General features: G+C 64.1%; 22 protein-coding genes and 2 pseudogenes. 11 read left to right on the top strand and 13 right to left on the bottom strand.

Translation table 11 applies throughout. The features are described from left to right. Positions 1-413 precede the first annotated feature (413 nt). From ACM2ZB_RS03960 to ACM2ZB_RS03930, 7 genes and pseudogenes are all read left to right on the top strand, one after another. Positions 414-1,049, top strand: coding sequence for a lysozyme inhibitor LprI family protein (locus ACM2ZB_RS03960; RefSeq protein ID WP_416057532.1), 636 nt, complete (start codon positions 414-416; stop codon positions 1,047-1,049). Positions 1,050-1,073: 24 nt separating this feature from the next. Then, a pseudogene (locus ACM2ZB_RS03955) lies at positions 1,074-1,979 on the top strand (peptidoglycan-binding domain-containing protein); the annotation flags it as partial. 378 nt (positions 1,980-2,357) lie between these two features. Beyond that, positions 2,358-3,461 (top strand): XVIPCD domain-containing protein, encoded by a 1,104-nt coding sequence (locus tag ACM2ZB_RS03950; RefSeq protein ID WP_416058617.1) that lies wholly within the window; start codon positions 2,358-2,360, stop codon positions 3,459-3,461. 432 nt (positions 3,462-3,893) lie between these two features. Further along, a pseudogene (locus tag ACM2ZB_RS03945) lies at positions 3,894-4,004 on the top strand (hypothetical protein); the annotation flags it as partial. A 276-nt stretch (positions 4,005-4,280) separates the two neighbouring features. Continuing rightward, complete coding sequence (locus ACM2ZB_RS03940; RefSeq protein WP_416058616.1) at positions 4,281-5,162, top strand: AAA family ATPase; 882 nt, start codon at positions 4,281-4,283, stop codon at positions 5,160-5,162. A 1-nt stretch (position 5,163) separates the two neighbouring features. After that, positions 5,164-6,039 (top strand): hypothetical protein, encoded by an 876-nt coding sequence (locus ACM2ZB_RS03935; RefSeq protein WP_416057531.1) that lies wholly within the window; start codon positions 5,164-5,166, stop codon positions 6,037-6,039. A 535-nt stretch (positions 6,040-6,574) separates the two neighbouring features. Next, positions 6,575-6,931 (top strand): hypothetical protein, encoded by a 357-nt coding sequence (locus ACM2ZB_RS03930; protein WP_416057530.1) that lies wholly within the window; start codon positions 6,575-6,577, stop codon positions 6,929-6,931. A 259-nt stretch (positions 6,932-7,190) separates the two neighbouring features. Here ACM2ZB_RS03930 and ACM2ZB_RS03925 read toward each other — a convergent pair whose 3' ends face one another. Then, positions 7,191-7,907, bottom strand: a complete 717-nt coding sequence (locus ACM2ZB_RS03925; protein ID WP_416057529.1) for a hypothetical protein — start codon at positions 7,905-7,907, stop codon at positions 7,191-7,193. A gap of 277 nt (positions 7,908-8,184) precedes the next feature. Here ACM2ZB_RS03925 and ACM2ZB_RS03920 point away from each other — a divergent pair, with 277 nt between their 5' ends. Continuing rightward, positions 8,185-8,745: a fasciclin domain-containing protein gene (locus ACM2ZB_RS03920; protein ID WP_416057528.1), complete on the top strand. Its 561-nt coding sequence runs from the start codon at positions 8,185-8,187 to the stop codon at positions 8,743-8,745. A 23-nt stretch (positions 8,746-8,768) separates the two neighbouring features. Here ACM2ZB_RS03920 and ACM2ZB_RS03915 read toward each other — a convergent pair whose 3' ends face one another. Both ACM2ZB_RS03915 and ACM2ZB_RS03910 read right to left on the bottom strand, forming a co-directional pair. Further along, positions 8,769-10,094 carry a chloride channel protein gene (locus ACM2ZB_RS03915; RefSeq protein WP_416057527.1) on the bottom strand — a complete coding sequence of 442 codons (1,326 nt, stop codon included), beginning with the start codon at positions 10,092-10,094 and terminating at the stop codon, positions 8,769-8,771. Between the two features lie 116 nt (positions 10,095-10,210). Beyond that, on the bottom strand, positions 10,211-10,639 hold the full coding sequence (locus ACM2ZB_RS03910; RefSeq protein ID WP_313436203.1) for a BLUF domain-containing protein: 429 nt from the start codon (positions 10,637-10,639) through the stop codon (positions 10,211-10,213). A 168-nt stretch (positions 10,640-10,807) separates the two neighbouring features. Between ACM2ZB_RS03910 and ACM2ZB_RS03905 the strand changes: the two genes are divergently transcribed. Together ACM2ZB_RS03905 and ACM2ZB_RS03900 are read left to right on the top strand one after the other, a co-directional pair. Continuing rightward, positions 10,808-11,065: a hypothetical protein gene (locus tag ACM2ZB_RS03905; RefSeq protein WP_416057526.1), complete on the top strand. Its 258-nt coding sequence runs from the start codon at positions 10,808-10,810 to the stop codon at positions 11,063-11,065. A 91-nt stretch (positions 11,066-11,156) separates the two neighbouring features. Beyond that, positions 11,157-11,408, top strand: coding sequence for a hypothetical protein (locus ACM2ZB_RS03900; protein WP_416057525.1), 252 nt, complete (start codon positions 11,157-11,159; stop codon positions 11,406-11,408). Between the two features lie 29 nt (positions 11,409-11,437). Here ACM2ZB_RS03900 and ACM2ZB_RS03895 read toward each other — a convergent pair whose 3' ends face one another. The 3 genes from ACM2ZB_RS03895 to ACM2ZB_RS03885 form a co-directional block, all read right to left on the bottom strand. Continuing rightward, positions 11,438-11,731 carry a hypothetical protein gene (locus tag ACM2ZB_RS03895; RefSeq protein WP_416057524.1) on the bottom strand — a complete coding sequence of 98 codons (294 nt, stop codon included), beginning with the start codon at positions 11,729-11,731 and terminating at the stop codon, positions 11,438-11,440. A gap of 86 nt (positions 11,732-11,817) precedes the next feature. Continuing rightward, positions 11,818-14,460, bottom strand: coding sequence for an excinuclease ABC subunit A (locus tag ACM2ZB_RS03890; RefSeq protein ID WP_416057523.1), 2,643 nt, complete (start codon positions 14,458-14,460; stop codon positions 11,818-11,820). Between the two features lie 128 nt (positions 14,461-14,588). After that, the gene (locus ACM2ZB_RS03885; RefSeq protein ID WP_416057522.1) at positions 14,589-15,113 is read right to left on the bottom strand and encodes a DUF6622 family protein; all 525 of its coding nucleotides are present in this window, start codon (positions 15,111-15,113) and stop codon (positions 14,589-14,591) included. A gap of 272 nt (positions 15,114-15,385) precedes the next feature. On the opposite strand from ACM2ZB_RS03885, the gene ACM2ZB_RS03880 reads away from it, so the two are divergent. Next, positions 15,386-15,787 carry a response regulator gene (locus ACM2ZB_RS03880; RefSeq protein ID WP_416057521.1) on the top strand — a complete coding sequence of 134 codons (402 nt, stop codon included), beginning with the start codon at positions 15,386-15,388 and terminating at the stop codon, positions 15,785-15,787. A 49-nt stretch (positions 15,788-15,836) separates the two neighbouring features. Here ACM2ZB_RS03880 and ACM2ZB_RS03875 read toward each other — a convergent pair whose 3' ends face one another. From ACM2ZB_RS03875 to ACM2ZB_RS03845, 7 genes are all read right to left on the bottom strand, one after another. Then, positions 15,837-16,907 (bottom strand): serine hydrolase domain-containing protein, encoded by a 1,071-nt coding sequence (locus tag ACM2ZB_RS03875; protein WP_416057520.1) that lies wholly within the window; start codon positions 16,905-16,907, stop codon positions 15,837-15,839. Positions 16,908-17,017: 110 nt separating this feature from the next. Next, positions 17,018-18,376 carry a putative bifunctional diguanylate cyclase/phosphodiesterase gene (locus ACM2ZB_RS03870; RefSeq protein WP_416057519.1) on the bottom strand — a complete coding sequence of 453 codons (1,359 nt, stop codon included), beginning with the start codon at positions 18,374-18,376 and terminating at the stop codon, positions 17,018-17,020. A gap of 149 nt (positions 18,377-18,525) precedes the next feature. Continuing rightward, a complete protein-coding gene (locus tag ACM2ZB_RS03865) occupies positions 18,526-21,096 on the bottom strand; it encodes a hypothetical protein (RefSeq protein WP_416057518.1) in 2,571 nt (856 codons plus the stop codon). A gap of 20 nt (positions 21,097-21,116) precedes the next feature. Then, positions 21,117-21,464: a hypothetical protein gene (locus ACM2ZB_RS03860; RefSeq protein ID WP_416057517.1), complete on the bottom strand. Its 348-nt coding sequence runs from the start codon at positions 21,462-21,464 to the stop codon at positions 21,117-21,119. 21 nt (positions 21,465-21,485) lie between these two features. Next, positions 21,486-21,920, bottom strand: a complete 435-nt coding sequence (locus ACM2ZB_RS03855) for a hypothetical protein (protein ID WP_416057516.1) — start codon at positions 21,918-21,920, stop codon at positions 21,486-21,488. Between the two features lie 21 nt (positions 21,921-21,941). Then, the gene (locus tag ACM2ZB_RS03850) at positions 21,942-22,271 is read right to left on the bottom strand and encodes an excalibur calcium-binding domain-containing protein (protein ID WP_416057515.1); all 330 of its coding nucleotides are present in this window, start codon (positions 22,269-22,271) and stop codon (positions 21,942-21,944) included. A 16-nt stretch (positions 22,272-22,287) separates the two neighbouring features. After that, complete coding sequence (locus ACM2ZB_RS03845; RefSeq protein ID WP_416057514.1) at positions 22,288-22,713, bottom strand: hypothetical protein; 426 nt, start codon at positions 22,711-22,713, stop codon at positions 22,288-22,290. Positions 22,714-22,819 lie beyond the last annotated feature (106 nt).

The following is a 22,819-nucleotide window of genomic DNA, read 5'->3' as shown; positions in this document are numbered from 1 at the left end:
CTTCGCCCGCTTGCGATTCATAGGTCTAAGTGCTTGATTTGAAGCTTGGATGGAGCCTCCATTAGCCTCGCGTCATCAATTTGACGCCAATCCCGTACAATCTCCCGGCGCGGCCTCAGGGGGAGGCCGCCAGCCACAGGCAGCGAGCGCTCGCCAGGTGGTAACGATTCGCTGTGCAGTATGGATACGCCAGCCGCCGCAGGCCTCAACAGGCGCGGCAACACGCAAGGAGACGCGGAACAATGCAGTACACAGACATCCACCCCCAGAGCGCGCCCATCCCACCGGTCGCCGCCCCGGAACCACGGGCCCGCAAGGCCCGCACATTCAACGAACGCACACGCTGATCCCCCGGCATGTGCGGCGCGCCATGCTGCGCGTCATTCCGTAACCCGTTTCAAGGAGACAGACAGATGCAGGAAGTGAAGGCCCCTACCCTTTTCGTTCGCGCCACCGGCGGCAAGGCCCGCTGGTCCGCGCTTGCCCTAGGCGTGTTGCTGGCTGCCTGCCAGGCACCGCAGGCGGAATCGGCCGCTGTGGCCGAACCGGCAGCGGCGACCGCGCCCGCGGCCCCTGTCGAATCCGCCGCCCCGGCCCAGGCGCCCGCTCCGGCAGCGCAGACCGAAGCAGCCGCTGCCGAACAGCCCGCACCTGCGAAGGCCGACGACGGCGCCCCCATCACCGATGAGGACGGCAATCCCTACCGCCCTGATGATTCGTACAACCGCGCCAACCTGCGCCCCGAGTTCAAGAAGTGCGCGGCCGCCAGCGATGCGGTGACCTCGGCCATGGAAGCCTGCGCAGATGCAGAGTTCCTGTGGCAGCAGAACCGCATGCGCGCTGCCCTGCAGGCCATCGACGCCGGCCCGGACAGCGAATTCAAGGACAAGCTGGGCGACGAACAGGACACCTACATGCGCGATACCGATCGCTACTGCCGATACGACCCTGCTACCCAGGGCCAGGGCCAGATGCTGGATGCCCAGTCGTGCCGCATCAACCGTTTCGCCAATCGTGCCGACGCCCTCGAGGCGTTGATCAAGAAGTAATCCCCACCGCAAAGGAGTGCAGACATGGACGTAGTGGATCAAGCAAAGCAGAAGATGGACGCCTGGCACATCGGCCAGACCTCGGCACACCGCGAGTCGGGCGGGCGTGGCCCGGGTACGGTGTCGACCGGTGTAGGTGACCACGGCGGCATTTCGTATGGCACCTACCAGTTCTCCACCAAGATGGGGGGTGCCGCCGAATACATCGCGGCATCTGCCTACCGCGACCAGTTCGCCGGCCTGGAGCCGGGCACGGCGGCGTTTGGTGCCAAGTGGAAGGAAGTGGCCGCCGCTGATCCGGCAGGCTTTGCCCAGGACCAGCACGACTTCATCCAGACCCTGTACTACGACAAGCAGATGGAGCGCCTGCAGGAGGCGGGAGTCGACCTGTCTGGTCGCGGCGCCGCCGTGCAGGATGCCCTGTGGAGCACGTCGGTGCAGTACCGCGATCTGACCCGCTCGGTGTTCCAGACCGGCCTGAAGGAAGCCTACGGCGAAAACTACAACCTGGCCGAGTTGAGCGACGAGCAGATCATCCGCGCGGCGCAGGACTACAAGATCAATCACATCGAAACCAACTTCAAAAGCTCGCCGGACTGGTGGCCGGGGCTGCGCGACCGCGCGGTGTCCGAGAAGGGCGATCTGGTGGCCTTGGCGCGCTACGACCAGGTCAACCGCAATCCGGAGCCCTACCAGGGCAAGGATTACCAGCAGGCCTTCGGTGAGCCCGAGCCGCAGCAGTCGCGCGGCCGCGGGCGCGCCAACGCCAACCCCATGGCCGATGGCGTGCTGGTATCCGGCGAGCGCGGTGCAGAGGTGGAAGCGCTGCAGAACAAGCTGATCCAGGCCGGCTACACCGGCAAGGATGGCCAGCCGCTGACGGCCGACAAGCACTACGGCCCCAATACCGAACATGCGGTGCGCGAATTCCAGAAGGCCAACGGCCTGACCGAAGACGGCAAGGCCGGCAAGAACACCCTGGACGCGCTGGATGGCGCCGTCCGCCAGCAGGGCACTGCCGGTGCGGCGCCTGTTGCCCCCGCAGAGCGCCCTGCCCCCGCGCCTGCGGCCCCGGCTGCGCCGGTCACGCCCGCACAGGACCCGGCGGCCCCCGCCCGTGACCTGAGCTCTGGTGAGCGCATCCGCGTGGTGGAGCCCATGGGCAGCGCCGACAACCGCGCGAACCGCACCATTCCCCACGGCACTACCGGCGAAGACGCGTTCCGTGATCTCCAGATCCATCACCCCAAGACCAACCGCGAAGCCGTGCGCACCGGCAACGCCAACCTGGCCGACCGCCACTCGGAAATGATCGAAGGCGAGCTGGAAACCACCCGCCGCGAGGGCGATCGCAACGGCATTCCGCTGGTCCACAAGGATCTGATCCTGACTGACCAGAACTGGAAGCGCGACGTGATGATTCCCAATCCGGTCGCCGGCTACGTGGAGGTGAACAACAATGCGTGGAACTCCGTCAGCATCTGGAGCCACCCGAAGAATCACCCCGATCGCGAACTGCTGGGCCAGGTGCTGCACGGTGAGCGCGGCAGTTCGCCGTACAAGAGCGGCGACTATGTCGAATACGGTGCGCCGCTGATCAAGCAGTCCGACGCCGGCTCACCGGGCGCGGTGCATGCCCATATCGAGCTGGAGCCGGACCAGTACCGCAAGTACCTGGGCGACATGCTGAACGACCGGCTCACTCTGGGCCAGGACGCCCCGGCCCGCCGGGCGCCTGCGCAGAACGCCATGGCCGACGGCATGCTGACCAAGACAGAGCGCGGCGATGAAGTGAAGGTCATGCAGGAAAGGCTGGCCGGCCTGGGTTACCAGGGCAAGGATGGCAAGCCGCTTTCCAACACCGGCTACTTTGGCGACGACACCCTTGCTGCGGTGCAGGCCTTCCAGCGCGCTAACGGGTTGAAGGACGACGGCAAGGCCGGCGACAAGACGCTGACGGCTCTGGATGCAGCGGTAGCCGAGAAGAAGCAGCCGCAGGCAGAACCGAGCATGCGCGATGCCTCGAACCCGGATAATGCCCGCTTCGAGCAGGCAGTTGGCAAGCTGCAGGACATGGAAAAGCAGCGTGCGCAGGTAGGCATGCGGCCGGTGTTCAGCGACAACGAGCAGATCGAGCGCGCAGCCGGTCAGCTGGTGGTGGCGAGCAAGGGCGCTGGCATGGACCGGATCGACTCTGTGGTGGCCCGCCTGGATGGCTCGGGCGTGTTTGCCGTGCAGGGTGAGATGAACGACCCGGCCGCACGCCGTGCGGTTGTCGAGCACAGCCAGGCGGTGTCGCAGACCGTGGAGGCCAGCACCCGCCAGGCGGAGCAGGCCAATACGCAGACGCAGAACCAGCAGGACCAGAACCAGCAGCGCGAGCAGGAACAGAATCGCGCTCGGGGGATGTAAGGTGGGGTGGGCTGCCGGTGGTGCGTAGCCGGCAGTCTTACTTGGGGGGGGGCGTCTGCATGCCTGCCGGATGGCTTATCGTAGCGGGCGTGACGGTGGGTGCCCACAATGGAATGCGCGAACCTACTCGCTGCAGGAGAGCTGTGGATTAGCCTGGGAGCGGGAGCGCGCACCTTCTGCACATTCTACTTTCGGTTCTGTTGTCTGGCTCATTACCTCCACCGCTGCCTTCTCGAATGCCTGGGCGAGCCATCCGCCAAATTGGGGATATCCGAGTGGAGTCGACGCTGCAACACTCACCAAGAAGTCTTATGCTAAGCATCTAGCAGTCGCACGCTGTCATTCCGCCCGCGGAAAAGCTCTTGCCTTGGGCAAAAATTTCGTGTCCGATCCTCTCGGAAGTCAGAGCACTGTAGAGCATGAGGAGAAAAAATGCATATCCGTTCACTCAGTGTCAATGACCTTCGCTCCATAAGAAGCGCAGAGCTCGATTTCATGTCGACAGACTTTGCAGTGGAGGGCAGTAAGTTCCCAAATGTCAATGTGATTCTGGGAAGCAATGGCTCTGGCAAGTCGACGGTACTCAGGGCAATTGCGATGAGTGTATTGGCCCCCGTGCTTGAGGGAAACTCCGGCTTCGTTTCGGATGGATACGTGCGCAAGCTCCCCAGCGCCAAGGCCAGGTCGAAGCTCAGAGGGAGTGGTAGATCCCGAACTCCAAGGTTCGCGGAAATCAACTCGCGAGTGTGGTTGGATCCGCAGGATCTAGGCATAAAGTCAAAGAGTCGCACCCTTTCAATGGGGGCGGAGATAACCAAAGTGGGTGACGCTGAACGGCTTGAGTGGGTCCGGCCCAAGTCTTATGCCGGAATGGTCTTGGAGGCCCAGCACACCAAAGAGAGTAGTGCATTTTTCCTCGTAGGTTACGGCGCCACACGCCGAGTTGAGCACGGTCGCCGGGTGGATTTTTCATTGCGCCACAAGACCCGGGTAAGTCGTTACGAGCGCGTCGCTGGACTTTTTGAGGAACACTACAGCCTGATTCCGCTTTCATCTTGGCTGCCGGGGTATGCCTCACGCAATCCTGGCCGCTATAAGCAAGTAGCAGGACTTTTCAACAAATTGCTGCCCAGCAGCTGCCGAATGCACTCAAGCGTTCTGGAGCTGTCAGAGGGTGGCGAGATCATGTTTGAGATGTCGGGAATCGACGTCCCATTTCGTGCACTCTCCGACGGGTTTCGCGCCTACATCGGATGGATCGGCGATATGCTGTATCACCTATGCATGGGCGCGCCCAGCGGCCGGAAGCTTGTCGATAACAAGGGTGTGGTGCTGATCGACGAGATTGATCTTCATCTTCATCCCGAATGGCAGAGGCTAGTGTTGCCAGCACTCTCCGAGGCGCTTCCGAATATCCAATTTATCGTTACCAGTCACAGTCCACTCGTCGTTGGCTCTCTTGAGCAGCAGAACATTCAGCGACTCGAGGTAACCGATCAGGGCGCGATATCCCGTAGCTATCCCGAGCGCGTTCATGGCAAGAGCGCTGGGCAGCTGCTGCTGAGTCCATATTTTGGTCTTGAGTCGACTCGCGCTCCAGATGTCTCCAAAAGGTTGGACGAGCTTCGAAAGAGGCGCGAGACTGGATCCGCAACCGCAGCGCTCGAGTATCTTGAACTTCTGTCCAGTGGAGAGCTCTGAGATGATACAGATCACATCTACTCAGAGCTCTCTATATGCTGCGATCAAGGCTAAGAACGGCACTTGGTTTGATCGCGCAAAAAAACGAACGTCTCATTACAGGGCACTCCGATCGTACGGAGGCGGCTCCGAATTTTGGGGGGATATAAAGGAGGTCTATATTGACCTTCAGCATGAAAAATGTGCCTACTGTGAAATGAAGCTTGCCGGAAAGAAACTTGCCAGCAAGGTTCATGAGGTAGAACACTTTCGCCCTAAATCCCGCGTGAGCAAGTGGCCGGTCAAGGCTGCCAAGGGGCTTGTTCAGTTCTCCCCGCCATGCAAGGTGGGAAATGCAAATGCCTCTGGCTATTATCTTCTTTCTTATCACCCTCTCAACTACTTGATTGCGTGCACTCGATGCAACTCGACACTCAAGTCGGATTATTTCCCCATTAGGGGGCGGCGAAATGTTAGGGGTGGCGATCCAACGAAGCTCAGCACAGAGGACGCCTTGCTGCTCTACCCGCTCGGCACCATCGATGTTGACCCGTCGACTCTTATTCGATTTGATGGCGTATTGGCCGTGCCAGCCAGGAAAAAGGGAAAGAACTACGAGCGCGCACTGGTGAATATCGAGTTCTTTAAGCTTAATCACGAGGATCTCACTACCCGGCGCGCTCAGATTGTTGCACTTCTTTGGGATGCCCTGCGCACCATTGAAGTTCCCTCGCTTCCAAAGGATTTGCGCAATGCACATCAGCTTCGCATTGATTTGGCAACGGATAGCCGGAGTGAGTTTTCCGCTTGTGCCAGAGACTTCGTAGAGCTCTATGGGCGCGATAGTGCTCTGGCCGGCCAATACGGTGCTCTTGCGCAGAATCTCATCGGCCGATAGGTAGAGCCTCCGAGCGCCGGAACGAGAGCGTAGTCGGCACCTCTCATTCGGACCTGGTCGACTGATCGCATTGCGAAACGCTTGAGATAGCGGCTTGCCCAACGGGCCATTGATGTCGTTTTTGCCACCCTCCGGAGTTTCAGGAGAGTGATTGGGCGTCTTTTCCTGATTGGGCGTTGAAGTCCTTTCCCCTCAATGCATCGCCAATGATTCGAGCTATGCAACAATGCCAAAAGCGTCTAGGGCTTTGGCGGATTTGACCCCAACCCCTTGGCATATCGCGCAGCCGGGAGTAATCCTTGTCTCGCCACCGAAAAAGGGTGGCCGGGCTTCGAAACCCCGGATCTACGCTGATGTTTACGCTTGCCAGTCGGCACCACCCCGCGTGGTGCCGGCTGGCAATCCGTCTGCCGGCTATGGCGGGCGGTGCGTGGAGGCCTTGTGCCTGCCGGTTCAGCGTAGACCGGGTTTCGAACCACGCATCGTCCGCCACCTTTATTGGTGGCGGCTTCTGCCTGCACGCAAGGAGCCAGCCATGACCAAGCCGCATTCCCCTCCCCCGCGCCCCATCCAGGAAGTCCCCTGCCCTGGCCCGGATGCGGACCCGAATACCCTCATCACCCTGCTCCACCGCATTGGCGGTGGCGTCGCTGCCAATGGCCAACTGTGGCCGGAGCGGCATCAACTGCGTGGGCGGCAGATGGCCCTGGCCGATGCGGATTGCGCCCTGAACGGCCTGCGCATCGTGCAGGAAATCCTGCTGGCGGCTGAGCGCGCCCGGCAGAACGGCGAGCCTGAGCAGTACGTGGGTGACCGCGTGATGGAAGGCCTGATGATGGCCTGCATTGCACTGACTGCGCACGCAAACGAGCGGATGCAACCGCAGGATTGATGGCCGCGCTGGGGGTTTGAATGAAGAAGCACTTTGTTGCGCTGTTGATAATGGGCGGCTTGCTGGCGGGCGCGGTGTGTCTGCGCTTGCCCCTGCCCGCCCGGCAGGAGGCGCCGGTGGAGGGCCTGGATTGCCGGAGCCTGGTTGGGTTTGGCGTGCGGCCCGAGGGCACGGGTGGAAGCGCGCTGGAGGATGGGGAGGAGTTTCGGGTTTGGTTTGCCGCGGCGATTGAAGCTGCTGCAGTCGAGCAGGTTCGACTCTACGGGGCGGAGTCCTTCGCTTCCTGTAGCGAGGCTTCCAGCAGGTTCAGGTAGGTTTCCAGGCGGGTGCGCTGGCTGATCAGCAGCCAGCCGGTTACGTAGAGCAGCACCATGAAGAATATGAGGATGCCGCCCGGCCAGCCCACATCGAATACTCCAACCCAGCCACTCGTCTTCCAGGCGCGGTACTGCACAAAGAGTGCGATCAGCAGCGGGAACGGTCCCAGCCGTTGCAAGCCACCATAAAGTAGGCCCATGCGATCAGTCATTCCGGTCCTGAGGGCGGTGATGTAACGAAGGCGCTCCTCACGCTCGATTCTGGGGAAGCCCCGCAACTCGGAGACGACGACTTGCCATTGCTTGAACTCGCTGTCCATTTCCTTGGCGTGCGACAGCCTTGGCTGGATGTATTGCCGATACTGCCTGCACACCGCCAGGATGGAATTGACAGCAAACCCGCCAATCTCCACCAGCAAGCAGATGGCTGTGATGGGCAGCAGTATCGAAACCGGAACCCAACGATCAAGGAGCAACCCCGACCCCACGCCTACCACGGCGGCAACAACCGCAATGCGAATGGACCAGCGCTCAACCGCACCGGCCTTCGGGTAGATGCTGTGGTCGCTCAAACGTTGCACGCGGGCGTAGAGCCACTGGAAGGTCAGTGCTTCATCGCGCGGCCGCGACACGGCCGGGGTGTCATCCAGATATTGCATGTCCATTGCGTTGCCTTGGGCGATAGCAGTCCGTGCGGGTGCCCGCATGCTAGCGCAGGCGCGTCTGCCCGGGGAGTCCGGGCTCTGCCCCGGCAACCGAGTGGCCGGCCGCACCCTCACGCCCCATCCACCTGCTTGAACTGTTCACACCCTGATTGATTCCGGGTGCATCCACCCTGCCCTTGCCGCACGTAGAGATCTGCACAACGCGCCATTGCATGTGCTCCGGGCGCGTTCACGGCAGGCCTGCCTGCACCCAACCAATGAGGATACGAACATGCGTAGCCAGATTCAGCGTCTTGCCATGGCCGCGGGCATCGCGGTTGCCTGTGCTGCACCCACCGTGTTTGCCGCCGATAACCCCATGGTGGGTGGCGTGCCGATGTATGCGAACAAGACCATCGTGGAAAATGCCTCCACCGCCAAGGACCTCAGCACGCTGGTGGCTGCGGTGAAGGCCGCCGGCCTGGTGGACACGCTTAGCGGCAAGGGCCCGTTCACAGTGTTCGCGCCCACCAACCAGGCGTTCGAAAAGCTGCCGGCCGGCACGGTGGATACGCTGCTGAAGCCCGAAAACAAGGCCAAGCTGACCAAGCTGCTGACCTACCACGTAGTGTCGGGCACCTACACCGCAACGCAGCTGACTGCCGCCGCGCGCAGCCACGGCGGTACCAGCACGCTGAAAACCGTGCAGGGCGAACCGCTCACCGTGAAGCTGCAGGACGGCAAGGTGTGGGTGATCGATGCCAAGGGCGGCAAGGCGTCGGTAACCACGGCAGATGTGATGCAGTCCAACGGCGTGGTGCACGTGGTCGATACGGTGCTGATGCCGAAGTAAGCCGCTTGCCGGGTGCGGCGGGCTTATGTCCCCGCCGCAGCCTTGCGTGGGTTCGTGCCGAGCAACTGCTCGGCCAGGCCGCGGTAGATGGGGGTGCGGCAGACCAGGCCGGATGCCCCGCGGGCGATGAGCACCGTTGCCAGGATAGGCAGGAGAAGATCACCGCTGTCGGTCAGTTCCAGCGAAATGACTGCTGAGGTCAGGGGGGCCTGGGTGACGCCAGTGAGATACGCGCACATGCCAAGAAGAACAAACGCGCGCGGATCGACGCCTGGCATCAAGGCGGCCAGGTTGTGGCCCAGTCCGGCCCCTACCGCCAGCGCGGGTGAAAACAAGCCGCCAGGAATTCCCGCTACGTAAGAGGCCAGGTTGGCCACGAGCTTCATCAAGCCGAACTCATGCCCTACCACGGCCTGCCCTTGCACCAGGCTGCGGGCCTGTTCGTAGCCGGTGCCGTAGGCGCCTTCGCCAAACGCCACGGCCAAGCACACAACCACCACGCCGCAGCCGCCGGCCAGCAGCACCGGATGCCGCTGGCGCAGCGTACCGAGCCAGCGCGGGCGGCCGGCGGCACTGGCCAGCACCGTGCGCGCGAACAGTCCGCCCAGCAGGCCAGCGACCACGCCGCACAGCAGGATGGCCAGCCAGGCCTGGCCCAGCGGCATGCGGGCAGCCACGTGGCCGAAATAGGTGTAGTTGCCCAGCAGGCCCAGGGACACCACCCCGCCCACGATCACGGCGGTCAGCAAGGTGCCGGAAAAGCGGTGCTCGAAGCGCCCGCTCAGTTCCTCAATGGCGAATACGATGCCTGCCAGCGGGGTATTGAAGGCGGCCGCAATGCCCGCGGCACCGCCTGCCAGCAGGAAGTGCGACAACTCGCGGGGGTCCTTGAAGCCGAACCAGCGGCCAATCAGGTACATCAGGCTGGCACCCACGTGCACGGTAGGGCCTTCGCGGCCTACGGACGCACCACCCAGCAGCGAAAGGGAAGTGAGCAGCAGCTTGCCGGCCGATACCGCGGGTGACAGATTGGCTTGCCGTAAGCCTTCGTCGGGCTTGTCCAGCGAGGCGATTACCTGGGGGATGCCGCTGCCGCGGGTGGGCCGAAGCGCGCCGCTGGTCAACCAGGCCAGCAAGGCAAAGATGCCAGGCGTAAGCAGCAGCGCCCACCAAGGCGAATGCCCGATGGCACGCTGGAACAGCCCGAATGCTGCATCGCTGGCTTTGGTGAACACAATCGCCACCAGCGCCACAACAACGGCGCCGATCCACAGCGCCGCACGACGGCGCCATGCTTCGCTGCGCAGTGGGTGAACCAGGCGGAACCAGAATTGAGGGATGGACGGCATGCATGCCAGTATCCCGCGCCCGGCCAACGGCGGAAAGCGGTTGGCCGGGCGGATGACCTTGCCGGACAAGGCCGGAGCATTGCCGCAGTGGCCGGCAGATATCTACCGGCACCGGCCTAGGCAGCGTTCAGATGCGGTGCCACGGCGGCGGCCAGCAGATCGATACCGTAGCCTTCAACCGCCGCATCGGGATCGCTGCGCTTGAACCTGGACCAGTTTGCACGGGCCAGCTTGCCCACGAACAGCTGGTCTACCGGAAGCCGGTGCATGGACCAGTACGGGAACTGCCGTTCGAACACCCGGCCGCGTGCCAGTTCCACCAGTTCGGTGTGGCTGGTGGCCTGCAGAACCCGTTCGTAAACGGTGGCCACGCCGTCTTCGGGGCCTTCGATGTACTGCACGAAGCGGGTGCCGTCGTGCAGGAGGATGCCGGTAACGCCGGCCAGCCGGTTGAATCGTGCCGCGTCGGCAACGAGTGCTTCAAGACGTTCATTGGAAAGATCGCTCGCCACCTGGCTTGCGTATACAACGGCCCTGATGGGCATTGAGTGTGGCCTGTAAACCGATGCCAGATCGGCACCAATTCACACCTTACCACTGGTGGCAATAGCACCCGTTGCGTGCCTCTCTGAATTCTTCAGAATTCTTGCCGGTGCAGGTGGGCGCGTTGAGTGTCACGCGATGCATCATGGGCGCCCCCGCAGTTCAGGAAGTTGTTCATCTCCATGCGCGACATCGGACAGTTCTACATATCAAGCGTCGAAGGAGTGACGCGGGCAGATGGCACGCTTCTGCAGGTCACACGCATCGACTGCTCGTGCATGAGCTGCCAGCGGCAGTTCAGGGCGGTGGCGGGCCATGGGCTGTTGGATCTGGATGGCGCCGCTGCCATCACCTGCCCTGCCTGCGGCAGCCGCCAGGCGATCAGCCGTGCGCGCCTGAAAGACTTCATCAAGCGCGAAGAAGGCTGAGGCCTTCCGTCTCTTCCGCTACACATCGGGCTGACGTTGCCGCTATCGCCGTTGCGGCACTCTTTCGCTAACACGCCTCGACAGACATCGCATGAGCCATACCGGAATCTTCAAGATCGTCGATCTGACCTATCAGGCAAACCCCGAGGGGCAGTTGGCGCGGGCGCTGAACATCAAGGCGACGTGCACCTCGTGCGGTTCTTTCAGCGTGTGGCGCGAAGACGAGATGGAACATGTGCCCGGCGGTACCGTGCTGTCCTGCTCGGCCTGTGGTGTGCGGCAGGCCATCAGCAATGCAAGGCTGTGCGGTTGCCAGGCAGAGATGCGCCGCTCGGCCAGTTGAGCAGAGGCGCGGGCGCTGTTTCGTAACGATCAGGCCTGGGCGGCGGCCAGCGGGCGCCAGTCGCGTAGCAGCGCCGGTTTGAAGGCTTGTTGCCCGCAACCGGCAGGACACCGCACCACGCGTGCAGCAGAGTGGCTGACCAGCCCCTGCCCTTCCTCGGCCTTGAAGACCGTTTCGCAGGACAGGCAGCGCGCCACCAGCGAATACAGGTGCAGCAGCCGCCCATTGGCCGGATCCTGAAGCGCGTCGACATCAAGCAGCTCGAACTGGCAGCTGTCGGGAAGCATGCGGTACGGCGTGGAGGCCAGGGTCTGTAGATTCACGGTGGCGGCGCGTTCGGAAGTTGGAAGCACCTTATGGCACGCGATGTCGACTGTATGTGGACTTCGTATGCGCGCCGTGTGCGCGGCTAGCCACGCGACAGCTCCGTGGCCAGGAACGGGGCCGTGCGGCTTCCCTTTGCCCGCGCCACCTGCTGCGGTGTTCCCGCGGCGACGATGGTGCCGCCCGCGCTTCCTGCACCGGGGCCGACATCGATCATCCAATCGGCCTGGGCGACCGCACGCATGTCGTGCTCGATCATAACCACGGTGTTGCCGGCGTCGACCAGCCGCTGCAGCTGGACCAGGAGCCGGTCAGCGTCGGAGGGGTGAAGGCCGGTGGTGGGCTCATCCAGCACGTACAGGCTGCGCCCGCGCTGGCTGCGCTGCAGCTCGGTGGCCAGCTTGATGCGTTGCGCTTCGCCGCCGGACAGTTCCGTTGCCGGCTGCCCCAGCCGCAGGTAGCCCAGTCCGATTTCCTTCAGCAGCTGCAGTGGGCGGGCCACGGCGTCTTCTTCGATGAAGAACGCATGCGCTTCGTCCACGGTCATCTGCAGTACCTGGGCAATATTGCAGTCGTTCCACAGCACCTTCAGCGTGTCCTCGTTGTAGCGGGCGCCGTGGCAGGTGGGGCACGGTGCGTAGACGCTGGGCATGAACAGCAGCTCCACGCTGACGAAGCCCTCGCCTTCGCAGGTTTCGCAGCGGCCTTTGGCCACGTTGAAGGAGAAACGACCCGCATCGAACCGGCGCCGCCGCGCGGTGGGCGTGGCGGCAAACAGCTTGCGCACGTGGTCGAACAGGCCGGTATAGGTGGCCAGGTTGGATCGCGGCGTGCGGCCGATGGGCTTCTGGTCGACCTGCACCACCCGCTGGATGGCGTCCACATCGCCCGCCAGCTGCCCGTGGGTGGCTTCGATGACCGTGGGCCCTTCGCTGGGCGCGCCATCGGCGGCGTCTTCAGCCGGCTCATGCCCCAGATGCAGCAGCATCAGTTCGGGCAACGCCTGTGCCATCAGGCTGGATTTGCCCGAACCGGAAATACCGGTGACCGCGGTCAGCAGGCCCAGCGGCACCTCCGCATCCACACCCTGCAGGTTGTGCCGGTGGATGCCTTTCAGCTCCAGCCAGCGTGCAGGGCGGCGCTGCCGGCTGGCCGGCGCAGGCACCTTGTCGAACAGATAAAGGGCGGTCCGGGAATCCTTGACCGTACGCAGGCCATCGGGCTCGCCGCTGTAGAGCACGCGACCGCCATGTTCACCCGCCGCCGGGCCGACATCCACCAGCCACTGCGCGCGGCGCATCAATTCCAGATCGTGCTCAACCACGAATACCGAATTTCCCCCATCGCGCAGCCGGTCCAGCGCGTCGTACAGCGATTGGCTGTCGGCTGGATGCAGGCCAGCCGAAGGCTCATCAAGCACGTACAGCACGCCAAACAGCAGGGAACTGAGCTGGGTGGCCAGCCGCAGGCGCTGCAGTTCGCCCGCGGACAGGGTGGGCGTGGCGCGATCGAGCGAAAGGTAGCCCAGGCCCAGCCCCCGCAGTTGCCGGATGCGTGCCATTACCCCGCCTGCGAGCCGCTGTGCGGCCAGGCGCTTTTCTTCCGACAGGGCCGAGGTGAGGCGCACGTCGGGCGCTGCTGCATGGCTGGCGCGGCCGCTCGCAGCCCGCTGGGCGCGATCCTTGCCGGTGGTACTGCTGCGTGTGCCTGCCTCGTGCGCGCCGAAATCGCCCTGCGCGACCCGTTCGAGCAGATCGGCCAGCTGGTCCAGCGGCATGGCCATGAACTGGCCGATGTCGATGCCCGCGAAGGTGACCGAGAGCGCCTCAGGCTTCAGCCGCTTGCCATGGCAGCTGGGGCAGAGCTTGCCTTCCATGTACCGGGAAACGCGCTTCCTCATCAGCGCGCTCTGGGTATTGGCGAAGGTATGCAGCACGTAGCGGCGTGCACCGGTATAGGTGCCCATGTAGCTGGGCTCTTCCTTGCGCTTGAGCGCGGCCCGCGTTTCGGCGGGCGTGAAGCCTGCATACACCGGCACGCTGGGCGATTCTTCAGTGAACAGGATCCACTCGCGGTCCTTCTTCGGCAGCTTCTTCCAGGGCACGTCGATGTCGTAGCCCAGAGTGACCAGGATGTCGCGCAGGTTCTGGCCGTGCCAGGCCGGCGGCCAGGACGCGATGGCGCGCTCGCGGATGGTCAGCGAGGGGTCCGGGACCATCAGCGCTTCGGTCACCTCATACACGTGCCCCAGGCCGTGACAGGTGCTGCAGGCACCCTGTGGCGTGTTGGGCGAGAAGTCCTCGGCGTACAACATGGGCTGGTGCGCCGGGTACGCCCCTGCGCGCGAATACATCATGCGGACCAGGCTGGACAGCGTGGTGACACTGCCCACCGATGAACGTGCGTTGCTGGCACCGCGCTGCTGCTGCAGGGCCACGGCCGGCGGCAGGCCATCGATGGCGTCCACATCGGGCACGCCGGCCTGGTCGATCAGGCGACGTGCGTACGGTGCGACGGATTCAAAGTAGCGCCGTTGCGCTTCGGCGTACACGGTGCCGAAGGCCAGCGATGACTTTCCGGAGCCGGAGACCCCGGAAAACACCACCAGGGCGTTGCGCGGAATGGAGACGTCCACGTTCTTCAGGTTGTGCTCGCGCGCGCCACGCACTTCAACGCAGCCACTGGCGGCCGCAGCGCAGGAGGATTCACCGAAAGGATTGTTGGACATCGTTGCGAACCTGCAGGCAGTGGGCGGTGCGCTTCAGCGCGCACCCGGTGCCGTATTCTCGCCGCTGCAGGGTGAACATGGGGCGCGGGCGGCCCAGCGGCGCGCCCTGCCCCACGGCGTGGGCAACCTCAGCCCGCAGGCTGCATGCCGCTGGGCGTGGCGCGTCGGAAGGCGGCCAGGTACCGGCAGTACTTGCCGATGAAGATGCCCGTGAAGCCACCGGACAGCAGCAGGTAGGCCGCGCTGAAGCCCGCGTTGGCGCTGAGCGTAGGCGCCACGGCCAGGGCCGTTTCAAAGCCGTACTTGATGACGAAGGTGATCAGCAGCAGCGGCAGCAGGCTGTAGTCGGCGCTGCGCCACAGTTTGCCGGTGGAAGCATCCACGGTGAGCGTTGCCCGGCGCAGCAGCAGCCAGCCCAGGGCCGCGCCCGCGCAGATGCCGGCCAGCCATTCGCTCCACACCAGCGGCGAGCCGCCATAGCGGTGGCTGATGGACCAGATTCCCCAGACACTGAACAGCGCCGGCACGATGGCAAGCTTCCGCAGCGAGGTCTGTCCCGGGCGCATGGCCGCAATGCCGCGCGAGATGAGGAAGGCCAGAAGCACCCAGACCCAGATGGGGGTCTGCAAGAGGAGTTGCTGCAGCAGGGTCACGGGAGGTCCTTGGGTGGGTGCCGGCCGGGGCGGCGGCAGTGGCGCCCACTATTGGCGCCGGCGCCGGCCCGGACAAGTGACAGGTGTCAGCAACACGGCGTGCGCTTTGACCCGCCCTACCCCCCGAGCGACGGCCGCGCGGCGATTCAGGGGCGTGCCGCCGCACAGAAGTGTCTTCCGCCCTTCGCGCCGTGCACACGGCAGCCACCCGCCATTTTGATGGCCGCAGGTGGAAAGTGTGTGCAACGCAGCAAAACGGAACAGTGGACTACATGCACGGCAATGAATGCGGGACGGGCAAGGGAAGCGCCCTGTTGTTGGTGGAGGACCAGTTCGACCTGGCCGATCTGGTGGAACAGGCGCTGGTTGACCAGGGCAACGAAGTCACCCATGCCTACAGTGTTTTCGAGGCGATGAGCCTGCTGAAGGACGGGCAGTTCGACGCGGCCATTCTGGATATCGAGTTGCGGGACGGCGTGGTGTTCCCAGTGGCCGACCGCCTGGCGGATCTGGGTGTACCCTACCTGTTCGCATCGGCCGTGTACGCGCAGGTCGTTCCGGCCCGCCACCAGCGGGCGCGCCTTGTGGCCAAGCCCTTTCATATTCCGCAACTGCAGGAGGCGGTGAGTGCGACGCTGCAGCAGGCACGCCTGGGGGGCGGCGCCCGCGGTTGATGGATGGGTCGGGTCAGGGAGTTCCTGCGCCCAGCAAGTGTGCCCTCGCCTACTTCGGCACAGGAAAGGCAGTGTCCTCGCCGTACACGATGCCTACGATCGTGGCGAGGAACTCATCGGTTGGAATGCGCTCGCCATTGGTCGAGTAGGCAATGGCCGTCCCATCCTTCGGGTTGTAGATGACCCGAGAATGCGAGCCCAGCACATCACCGCCATGCCCCAGGAAGCGGCGTTGCCCAAAGGGAAAGGCTGCCAGGCCCTTGCCCCAGCCGTTGCCGGCTGCAGGAAGCATCTGCTGCAGGGATTCCCGACTCAGAAGCCGATGCTGGAAAAGGCCGGTGATGAGCAGATTCAGGTCATGGGGCGTGCCGGCGATATCGCCGACCCCGACCACGTTGGAGTAGTCGATCTCCTTGATGGCAGACCACTTCCCCGCATACGCATAGGAAAGAAAGGTGTTGGGCTGGGCAGCACCGGCTGACACCAAATTCCTGAGCCCCAGCGGGGTGGCAACGTCGTGCGCCACCATGTCTGCGTAGGAACGGCCCGATGCCCTCTCCAGTATCATCCTCAGCAGCAGGTAGGCCGAATTGGAATAGGCCGTGTCCTGGCCCGGCGCGAAGGAGACGCCCTGCTTCCTGATTTCATCAAGAATCGCGGGCTCGCTGACCTTGTCCACCACCCAGACCGCGCCATCCTTGATGGCGAAGTTCCCCAGGCCACTGGTGTGCGCAAGCAGATTGCCAACGGTGATCGCCTCTGCTGACGGCATATCCGGGAAGAAGCCGGACAGCGTGTCATCCAGCTTCAGCCGCCCTTCTTCAATCATTTTGAATGCAAGGATGGCAGTGACCATCTTGGTCACTGACGCGATCTGATACTTGGTATCTGCGTTGTAGCTGACGCCGGCCAGTTGCTTCTGGCCGAAGCTGCGGGCATAGACTTCCTGGCCCCCCAGGAAGATGGACACGCTGCCGATGCCCGCGTTGCCCTCCTCCACCTGGTCGAGAAAGGCATCAAGTCGTTGTGCGTGTACGCTCTGCGACGCGGTGGGTGCAGCGCTGATCGCACCGGAAAGCAGAAGGACTGGGAGGAGCAGCAGGGCAGCCAGTCGTTTCATGGTGTTCGCTTGGGTGGGTGGAAGTCGTGCGGATCGGCTGACTTTACCTGCAAATGGGGTACTGGTTGGGCTGCAGGGTAGTCGAGCAAGCTCGACTCTACCCCGGCGCTTCAGGCGCGGCCCGGCGTGGAACGGGTGGCCAGCCAGTGTTCCAGCGCGGCCCGCGGCATCGGCCGGGCGAACAGATAGCCCTGGAAGTGATCGCACCCCAGGCCCACCAGCAGTTCCCACTGTGCGGTGGTTTCCACGCCTTCGGCCAACGCGCTCATGCCCATAACCTGGGAAATTTCCACGATCTTGCCCAGCAGGCGCTGCGCGCGCTCCTGGCTGGTGGCCGCATCGACGAAGTTGCGGTCGATCTTCAGCTTGCGCACGGGCAGCGTGCGCAGCGTGGACAACCCCGAAAAGCCCGTGCCGAAGTCATCCAGCGCCCAGGTCAGGCCCAGCGACTCAAGCGCTTTCATCTTCTCGATCGTCGCGTCGGTCTCTGCCGACAGTGCGGACTCGGTCAGTTCCAGTTCGATCAGGCGCGGATCTACCTGCGAATCCTGGATGACGGCAGTCACTGCGGCCACGAAGCCAGGGTCCAGCAACTGGATCGGGCTGATGTTCACCGCCACGCGCAGTTCGCGGGTTTCCGGCCTGCTGGACCAATGGGCGAGCAGCTCACACGCCTGCCGCAGCACCTCAAGCCCGATATCGCGGATGGCACCACTCTCCTCTGCCTGTGCGATGAACGCATCCGGTGCCAGCAGCTGGCCGGACGGCCTGCGCCAGCGCGCCAGCGCTTCCACCCCGGTGATTTCGCCACTGCTGCGTACCTGCGGCTGGTAGTGCACTTCGATTTCGCCGCTGCGAACCGCACGCCCCAGTTCGCGCTCCAGCCGCAGCCGGTTGCCGATGTCCACGCGGTAGATGGCGAAGATCGCCGCCAGCAGCATCATTGACAGCGTTGTGTTGGTGCGCGCGCCCCATACCCTTACCTCCAGGGGCGGCGATGTGCCCGGCGCCAGGAAGTCCAGCGCGCCAATGGCAAAGGCCGCAAAGGCGGCCAGGCAGGCCAGCGGGAACGCCAGTGAGCCATAGCGCTCGCGCGCATCGAAGGTGAAGGCCGCGCCGGCGGCCAGCGGCAGCAGGAACAGGTGGGCCGAGCGCGGCACCCAGGCGATGGGGGCATCGATGATGGCGATCGCGCAGACCGACACGAACACGCCATGGGCCACGATCAACAGCGAGGTGCCGTCCGCACGCCGGCTGCTGAGTGCTGCCACGATGCCGATGATCATCACCCCGACGAAGGGGGCGGCCAGCTCGGCGCGGTCGAAGTACAGGTAGCACAGGGTCCATGCCAGGCCCAGGAAGATGCACGACACCCCGGCCAGCGACAGGATGGTGCGGATCTTCCTGCGGCGGGGCGCCTCATGGAACTTCGGCAGGCCCTGCCATCTGCGTGCTGCTCTGTTTGGCATGTGCCGTTGCGTCCCGTGGGATACGAGGCGCATGTGGGCGCCCCGCGTGAAGGGTAGCAAAGGCTTCGCTGCGGCCAAATAGTGTCGAATTTCTGGCGCGGTTGTGGCGTAGTCGACAGGCGCCGACGTTGTGGCTGCCCCCCTTTGCCCTAGGCGGCGACGGGTCGGCCCGGTGTCGTTGCAACCGACTCGTTCGCCAACGCGGGCTCGCTCGTCGGCGCGTCCAGCTTCAAGGTGTCGCGCTGCTTCACAACGCCAACCACCAGCGGCTTGAGCACGGAGTTCAGGTACGCTCGCCCTTCGTAGTCGCCCGACAGGATGCGCTGCTGCGTATGTTTGTTGGACAGGCGCATGAAGTTGCGCAGCGTTACCTGCAGCTCGGTTTCGGTCAGCGCGAAGGTGAGCGCCATGTAGGACAGGTGGGCCCGGAAGCGGTCATTGGCCAGTGCCTGCTCCCGCTCGCGCTGTTCGGCGAAGAACCAGTCCGCGGTGAAGGTGCCCGCCATGCCCCCCAGGATGCCCCCGCCCGCGCGCCCGATGAACAAACCCAGCGGGCCGGCGGGAGCGCCTACGGCACCACCGATGACAGAGCCCACGAAGGCCCCCGCTGTGCCTGCCGTGGCGGTGACGACGGTACGCTTGAGCTGGGCCGGGGTAATTTCCCTGCGCATCATTCGATACATGTCCGGCGCGGAGGCGATGCCGATCGCCACCACGGACGACACTGCAACGCCTCCGAGGGCGCGGTTCAATGCAGACTTCTTCACACCCATGCCCTTGGCCAGCATTTCATGGAGGGTGGGTGGAAAACCGCTCACATCGATGGTCTTCAGCAGCGCCTGCACCGGTGCTGCACGGTGCAGCTGCTGCACGGCCACATAGGACACCGTAGTGGTTGCGCCCACTCTTGCGGCTTGCCAGCCAGCGGCCTGCAGCGCGGCCTTGCCATCGCCATTGCGCAGGTAAATCATCGCCGCGCTCAGGCAGAAGCTCACCGATGCCGCACTGATGCCCACGACGGCACCATCAACGACGTCAAAGGCCAGCCCTTCCAGCCGGCCGAACCGGACGATGTTCCTGGCCTGCTCATAGGTGACCCCGCCTTTGCTCACCAGATCCTTGGCTGCAGCCGGATCATCCACGCCGGGCACCTTGCCATCGCGGATCTTCCGCTCCATCGCCTTCACTGCGGCAGGGTACTGGTCGGCTGGAACCTCCAGCTTCATGGGCGTGCCATCTGCGTTGTAGTAGCGGTAGTTGCCCGAGTTCTTGCTGTCGAATGCCTGGTTGACGCTCTTGCCTGCACTCCGGCAGTACTTGGTCTGCAGCAGCTCGCCATTGACGGAGCGATCGGCACCGTTCTTCGCGTTATCGTGGCCAACCACCCTGGCGATGCGGCCGCGGAGCCTGTCCAGATAGGTGTTGGCAGCCTCCGCCGCATGGCCGTGGCCCTGCCCGCCCGCAGCAAAAAGCTTGTGGTTGGCCACCCATGCGTCAGTGCCGCCCATCAGGGTGAACCCGTTGACGATGGCATCGTTGACGAACGTGGCCGGCTCCTGCCGATGGATGTCCAGACAGGCGCGGTCTGTCTGTTCGCAAATCCGGCTGCAGAACCAGTCCGCTCCGTCATCGTTTGCTGCAGGTCGTTCCAGCCAGCGTGCAGATCCGCAGCTGGTGCAGCGCTGCAGGTGCTCGCTGCTCATGTGGGGAACGAACGCCTTGCCGTCGGCGAACTGATGCAGCTCGCCCAGACGCAGGTGGTGGGATATCAGGTCAAGGCCATCACCATGTTCCAGCCCAAGATGCTGCTTGACGAGGCGCTGCAGCGCAGGCTCCGGGTAGCGCACGCCTTCAATGAACGCCCCCTCCATCGCAAGGCTACGCGCCTGGTACTTGATGGCACAGAACAGCAATCGGCGGCCGTTGAGTTCGACTTCCACCAGGCGACCATGCAGCGTGGCGAATGCCACGTGCTGGCGGACCATGCGGGGCAGCTCGGCCCCGAGCGTCGTGTACTTCCCGCTCATCCGAGCGATCAGGCCCTCCAGCGGGGTCGCGTCCCGGCTGCGGACCTCGCCTTCCAGTTGGTTTGCCAATGCCGACAGCTGGCTGTAACGGGCCATGGTGAACAACTGCGCGAAGATCGTCGCCAGGCAGAAGGCAACCGATGCGCCGTGCAGCCAGAGGTTGGTCGGGTCAAGCGTGTTGGCTGCCAGTGCAAGGCCGATGCTCAACGTGGCGAGCCAGAACGCAACGTGCGAAGCCTGGTCATAGCGAATGCGTTGGCCGCGCAACACGTCCTGCCATGGCAGGCGCCGCGTGCTGCGGCTGGAGCTCTGGCGAACCACCGCAACGCTGATGGCCAGCACTGCGATCACGCCCGCCGCGGCGCACTGGAGGTAGTGCCCGGTCAATGCCAGAGCCACCGCTGACAGCAGTGCGGCAACAGACAATGCGGGGTCTGCGCACCCACTGAGGCCGATGCCGCGTGAGATGGCGTGGCTGCCCTTGCCTGCGAGCGCAGGAATTCCGGCCACTACCATCAGCACGGCCTTGCCCAGGAACCGGATGCCCTTGAAGGCAAGGTAGAGCAGGCCCGCCAGCAGCGATAGGCCGATGATCACCACGATCAGGATCAAGATGACTTGCATGTCGGTGAAGCTCCCTGGACGGATCGTCACGCTGCGTATCGGCAAGGAGCGCCAGAACTTGAGGGTCACGCATTCGAGCGCGCCCCCCTCTACGTGATGCGGGCAAGGAGGTCGTGCAGATCCAGGTCCGGCGGATTGATCAGCACCCTGCCTTCGGCTACATGGAACAATTCAAAGTGCCCGCGCGTATCGTCGATGACGCGGGCGCCGTCGAGGACGGCCAGCAGACCGAATACGGCCGAGTGGGCTGCGTCATGGATGACCGCCTGCACCCGCTGTGCATCTGCGTCTGACAGGCCATTGAACCACTCCGAGCGCGCGGCCAGATCTTCAGGAACCCTGCGCCCAGAGGGTCTGCGCAGTTGCGCGAGCGTCCCTTCGACCGCGCAGTCACGTACGTGCTTTTCGATTGCCGTTACGAAGTCGCTGCTGTCCACGCTTGCTCCTTGTCGATGCTCTCACTCGCCCGACGCATAGCGCCAGGCTCCGGTTGTCTGGCCGTCGTAGCGACTTTCGATTTCCTCCAGCCATTCCTGCAGATCCTGAAGGAAGCGCAGATGGTCGAAGTCCTTGAACCTCCGCTTGTTGAGCTGTTCTGACAGCTGCTCCATCACTTGCTGGGAGACGTAGCGCATCTTCTGCTTCATGGTCAGAGGTACCACGGCAGCCAGATCCAGCAGGATGTCGGTATAGGACTCTGCATCCTTGCGCCGGAACCGGACCCTTCGCTGGAAGTCCGGTGATGGCTCGACACACATGAGCAGCAGGGAGACGCTGCTGACCTCGGCGCCATAGAATCGCGGCGCGAAGGCCGCGGCGTTGGCGGTGTAATGGCCTGAGATCCTGCCGACCCTGGATTCCCAGCTGATAACGCCGGTGAAGGAGATCTTCATCGTCTGGTTCCCGATGCCATGTCAGCGACGCCCGCGATAGGGCTCGCACCCTACCCCATCGTTGTCGCGATCCAGATGCGGTCCATAGCCGGGTTCGCCCCGCCGCACAGGCGCCGCGCCGGCGGCACGTGCCTCGGCGCAGTTGGCAAAGGCGCCCGTCCTGCGCACGGGCGCGGGGCTGAAACTGTTGCGTGGCGCAGGTGCACTGCGCATGGCGGCCGGCGCACCGCGGTGGCAGTGGTAGTCGCCGGTCTTCCGGTTGGTGTGGCAGCCCTGCTTGTCCAGGCCACCGGGATGGGCCGTTGCATGGGCAGGCCACAACACGGCCAGCACGACGAGGGTTGCGGGCATCCATTGCCGTGCCACGTTACTGCTCCCGGCAGCGCTGCCAGCCGCCGGCAGGCGAATGCACCTGCTCCCAGCCGTTGCTCAACCTGCGCATGGCTTGGCCGCCCACACAGGCAAGGCCGGTACGCTTGGCCGCCGCCGAGCCAAGCGATGGCAGGTTGACCACGCTTTCCGAAGGTCCCGGGCGCCCTGCCCTGTGCGCTTCGTCGGACAACGTGCGGGCCTCGACGCCTTCGCAGTAGGCCTTCATGCCGGGGGGTGGGTGGTTCGGCCAGGCCAGCTCCTGGCAGTTGAAGGGCGTGGTGCTTTTGGACATCGAGTTGTGGGCCGCCTTCGGTGCCGGCGGCAACGGGGCTTTCTTCGGGCCGGTGGCCGATTGGATCTGCGCGGTGGCCGGTAACGCGAATGCGAGCAGCGCGGCGAGTGCGCCGGTGCGGATGTCCATACCCTTCCCCTGTCAGGTTGTCCCTTTCCCTGGGGAGGGAGGCTAGCACGGGGGTTGGGGGTGCAGTCGAGCAAGCTCGACTCTACTGGGGATGCGAGGGGGTGCA

It is taken from the genome of Stenotrophomonas maltophilia (assembly GCF_047782825.1).
Lineage (GTDB): Bacteria > Pseudomonadota > Gammaproteobacteria > Xanthomonadales > Xanthomonadaceae > Stenotrophomonas.
The sequence above is the reverse complement of the archived record's forward strand: the minus strand, read 5'-3'. Positions and strand labels throughout refer to the sequence as shown.

What these genes read in the sequence shown, in the direction of transcription:
- ACM2ZB_RS03855 (WP_416057516.1), bottom strand. Translation starts at nt 21,920, where the DNA reads ATGAAGATCTCCTTCACCGGCGTTATCAGCTGGGAATCCAGGGTCGGC.
- ACM2ZB_RS03850 (WP_416057515.1), bottom strand. Translation starts at nt 22,271, where the DNA reads ATGCCCGCAACCCTCGTCGTGCTGGCCGTGTTGTGGCCTGCCCATGCA.
- ACM2ZB_RS03920 (WP_416057528.1), top strand. Translation starts at nt 8,185, where the DNA reads ATGCGTAGCCAGATTCAGCGTCTTGCCATGGCCGCGGGCATCGCGGTT.
- ACM2ZB_RS03890 (WP_416057523.1), bottom strand. Translation starts at nt 14,460, where the DNA reads ATGTCCAACAATCCTTTCGGTGAATCCTCCTGCGCTGCGGCCGCCAGT.
- ACM2ZB_RS03930 (WP_416057530.1), top strand. Translation starts at nt 6,575, where the DNA reads ATGACCAAGCCGCATTCCCCTCCCCCGCGCCCCATCCAGGAAGTCCCC.
- ACM2ZB_RS03950 (WP_416058617.1), top strand. Translation starts at nt 2,358, where the DNA reads ATGATCGAAGGCGAGCTGGAAACCACCCGCCGCGAGGGCGATCGCAAC.
- ACM2ZB_RS03960 (WP_416057532.1), top strand. Translation starts at nt 414, where the DNA reads ATGCAGGAAGTGAAGGCCCCTACCCTTTTCGTTCGCGCCACCGGCGGC.
- ACM2ZB_RS03910 (WP_313436203.1), bottom strand. Translation starts at nt 10,639, where the DNA reads ATGCCCATCAGGGCCGTTGTATACGCAAGCCAGGTGGCGAGCGATCTT.
- ACM2ZB_RS03915 (WP_416057527.1), bottom strand. Translation starts at nt 10,094, where the DNA reads ATGCCGTCCATCCCTCAATTCTGGTTCCGCCTGGTTCACCCACTGCGC.
- ACM2ZB_RS03900 (WP_416057525.1), top strand. Translation starts at nt 11,157, where the DNA reads ATGAGCCATACCGGAATCTTCAAGATCGTCGATCTGACCTATCAGGCA.
- ACM2ZB_RS03925 (WP_416057529.1), bottom strand. Translation starts at nt 7,907, where the DNA reads ATGCAATATCTGGATGACACCCCGGCCGTGTCGCGGCCGCGCGATGAA.
- ACM2ZB_RS03875 (WP_416057520.1), bottom strand. Translation starts at nt 16,907, where the DNA reads ATGAAACGACTGGCTGCCCTGCTGCTCCTCCCAGTCCTTCTGCTTTCC.
- ACM2ZB_RS03845 (WP_416057514.1), bottom strand. Translation starts at nt 22,713, where the DNA reads ATGGACATCCGCACCGGCGCACTCGCCGCGCTGCTCGCATTCGCGTTA.
- ACM2ZB_RS03935 (WP_416057531.1), top strand. Translation starts at nt 5,164, where the DNA reads ATGATACAGATCACATCTACTCAGAGCTCTCTATATGCTGCGATCAAG.
- ACM2ZB_RS03870 (WP_416057519.1), bottom strand. Translation starts at nt 18,376, where the DNA reads ATGCCAAACAGAGCAGCACGCAGATGGCAGGGCCTGCCGAAGTTCCAT.
- ACM2ZB_RS03880 (WP_416057521.1), top strand. Translation starts at nt 15,386, where the DNA reads ATGCACGGCAATGAATGCGGGACGGGCAAGGGAAGCGCCCTGTTGTTG.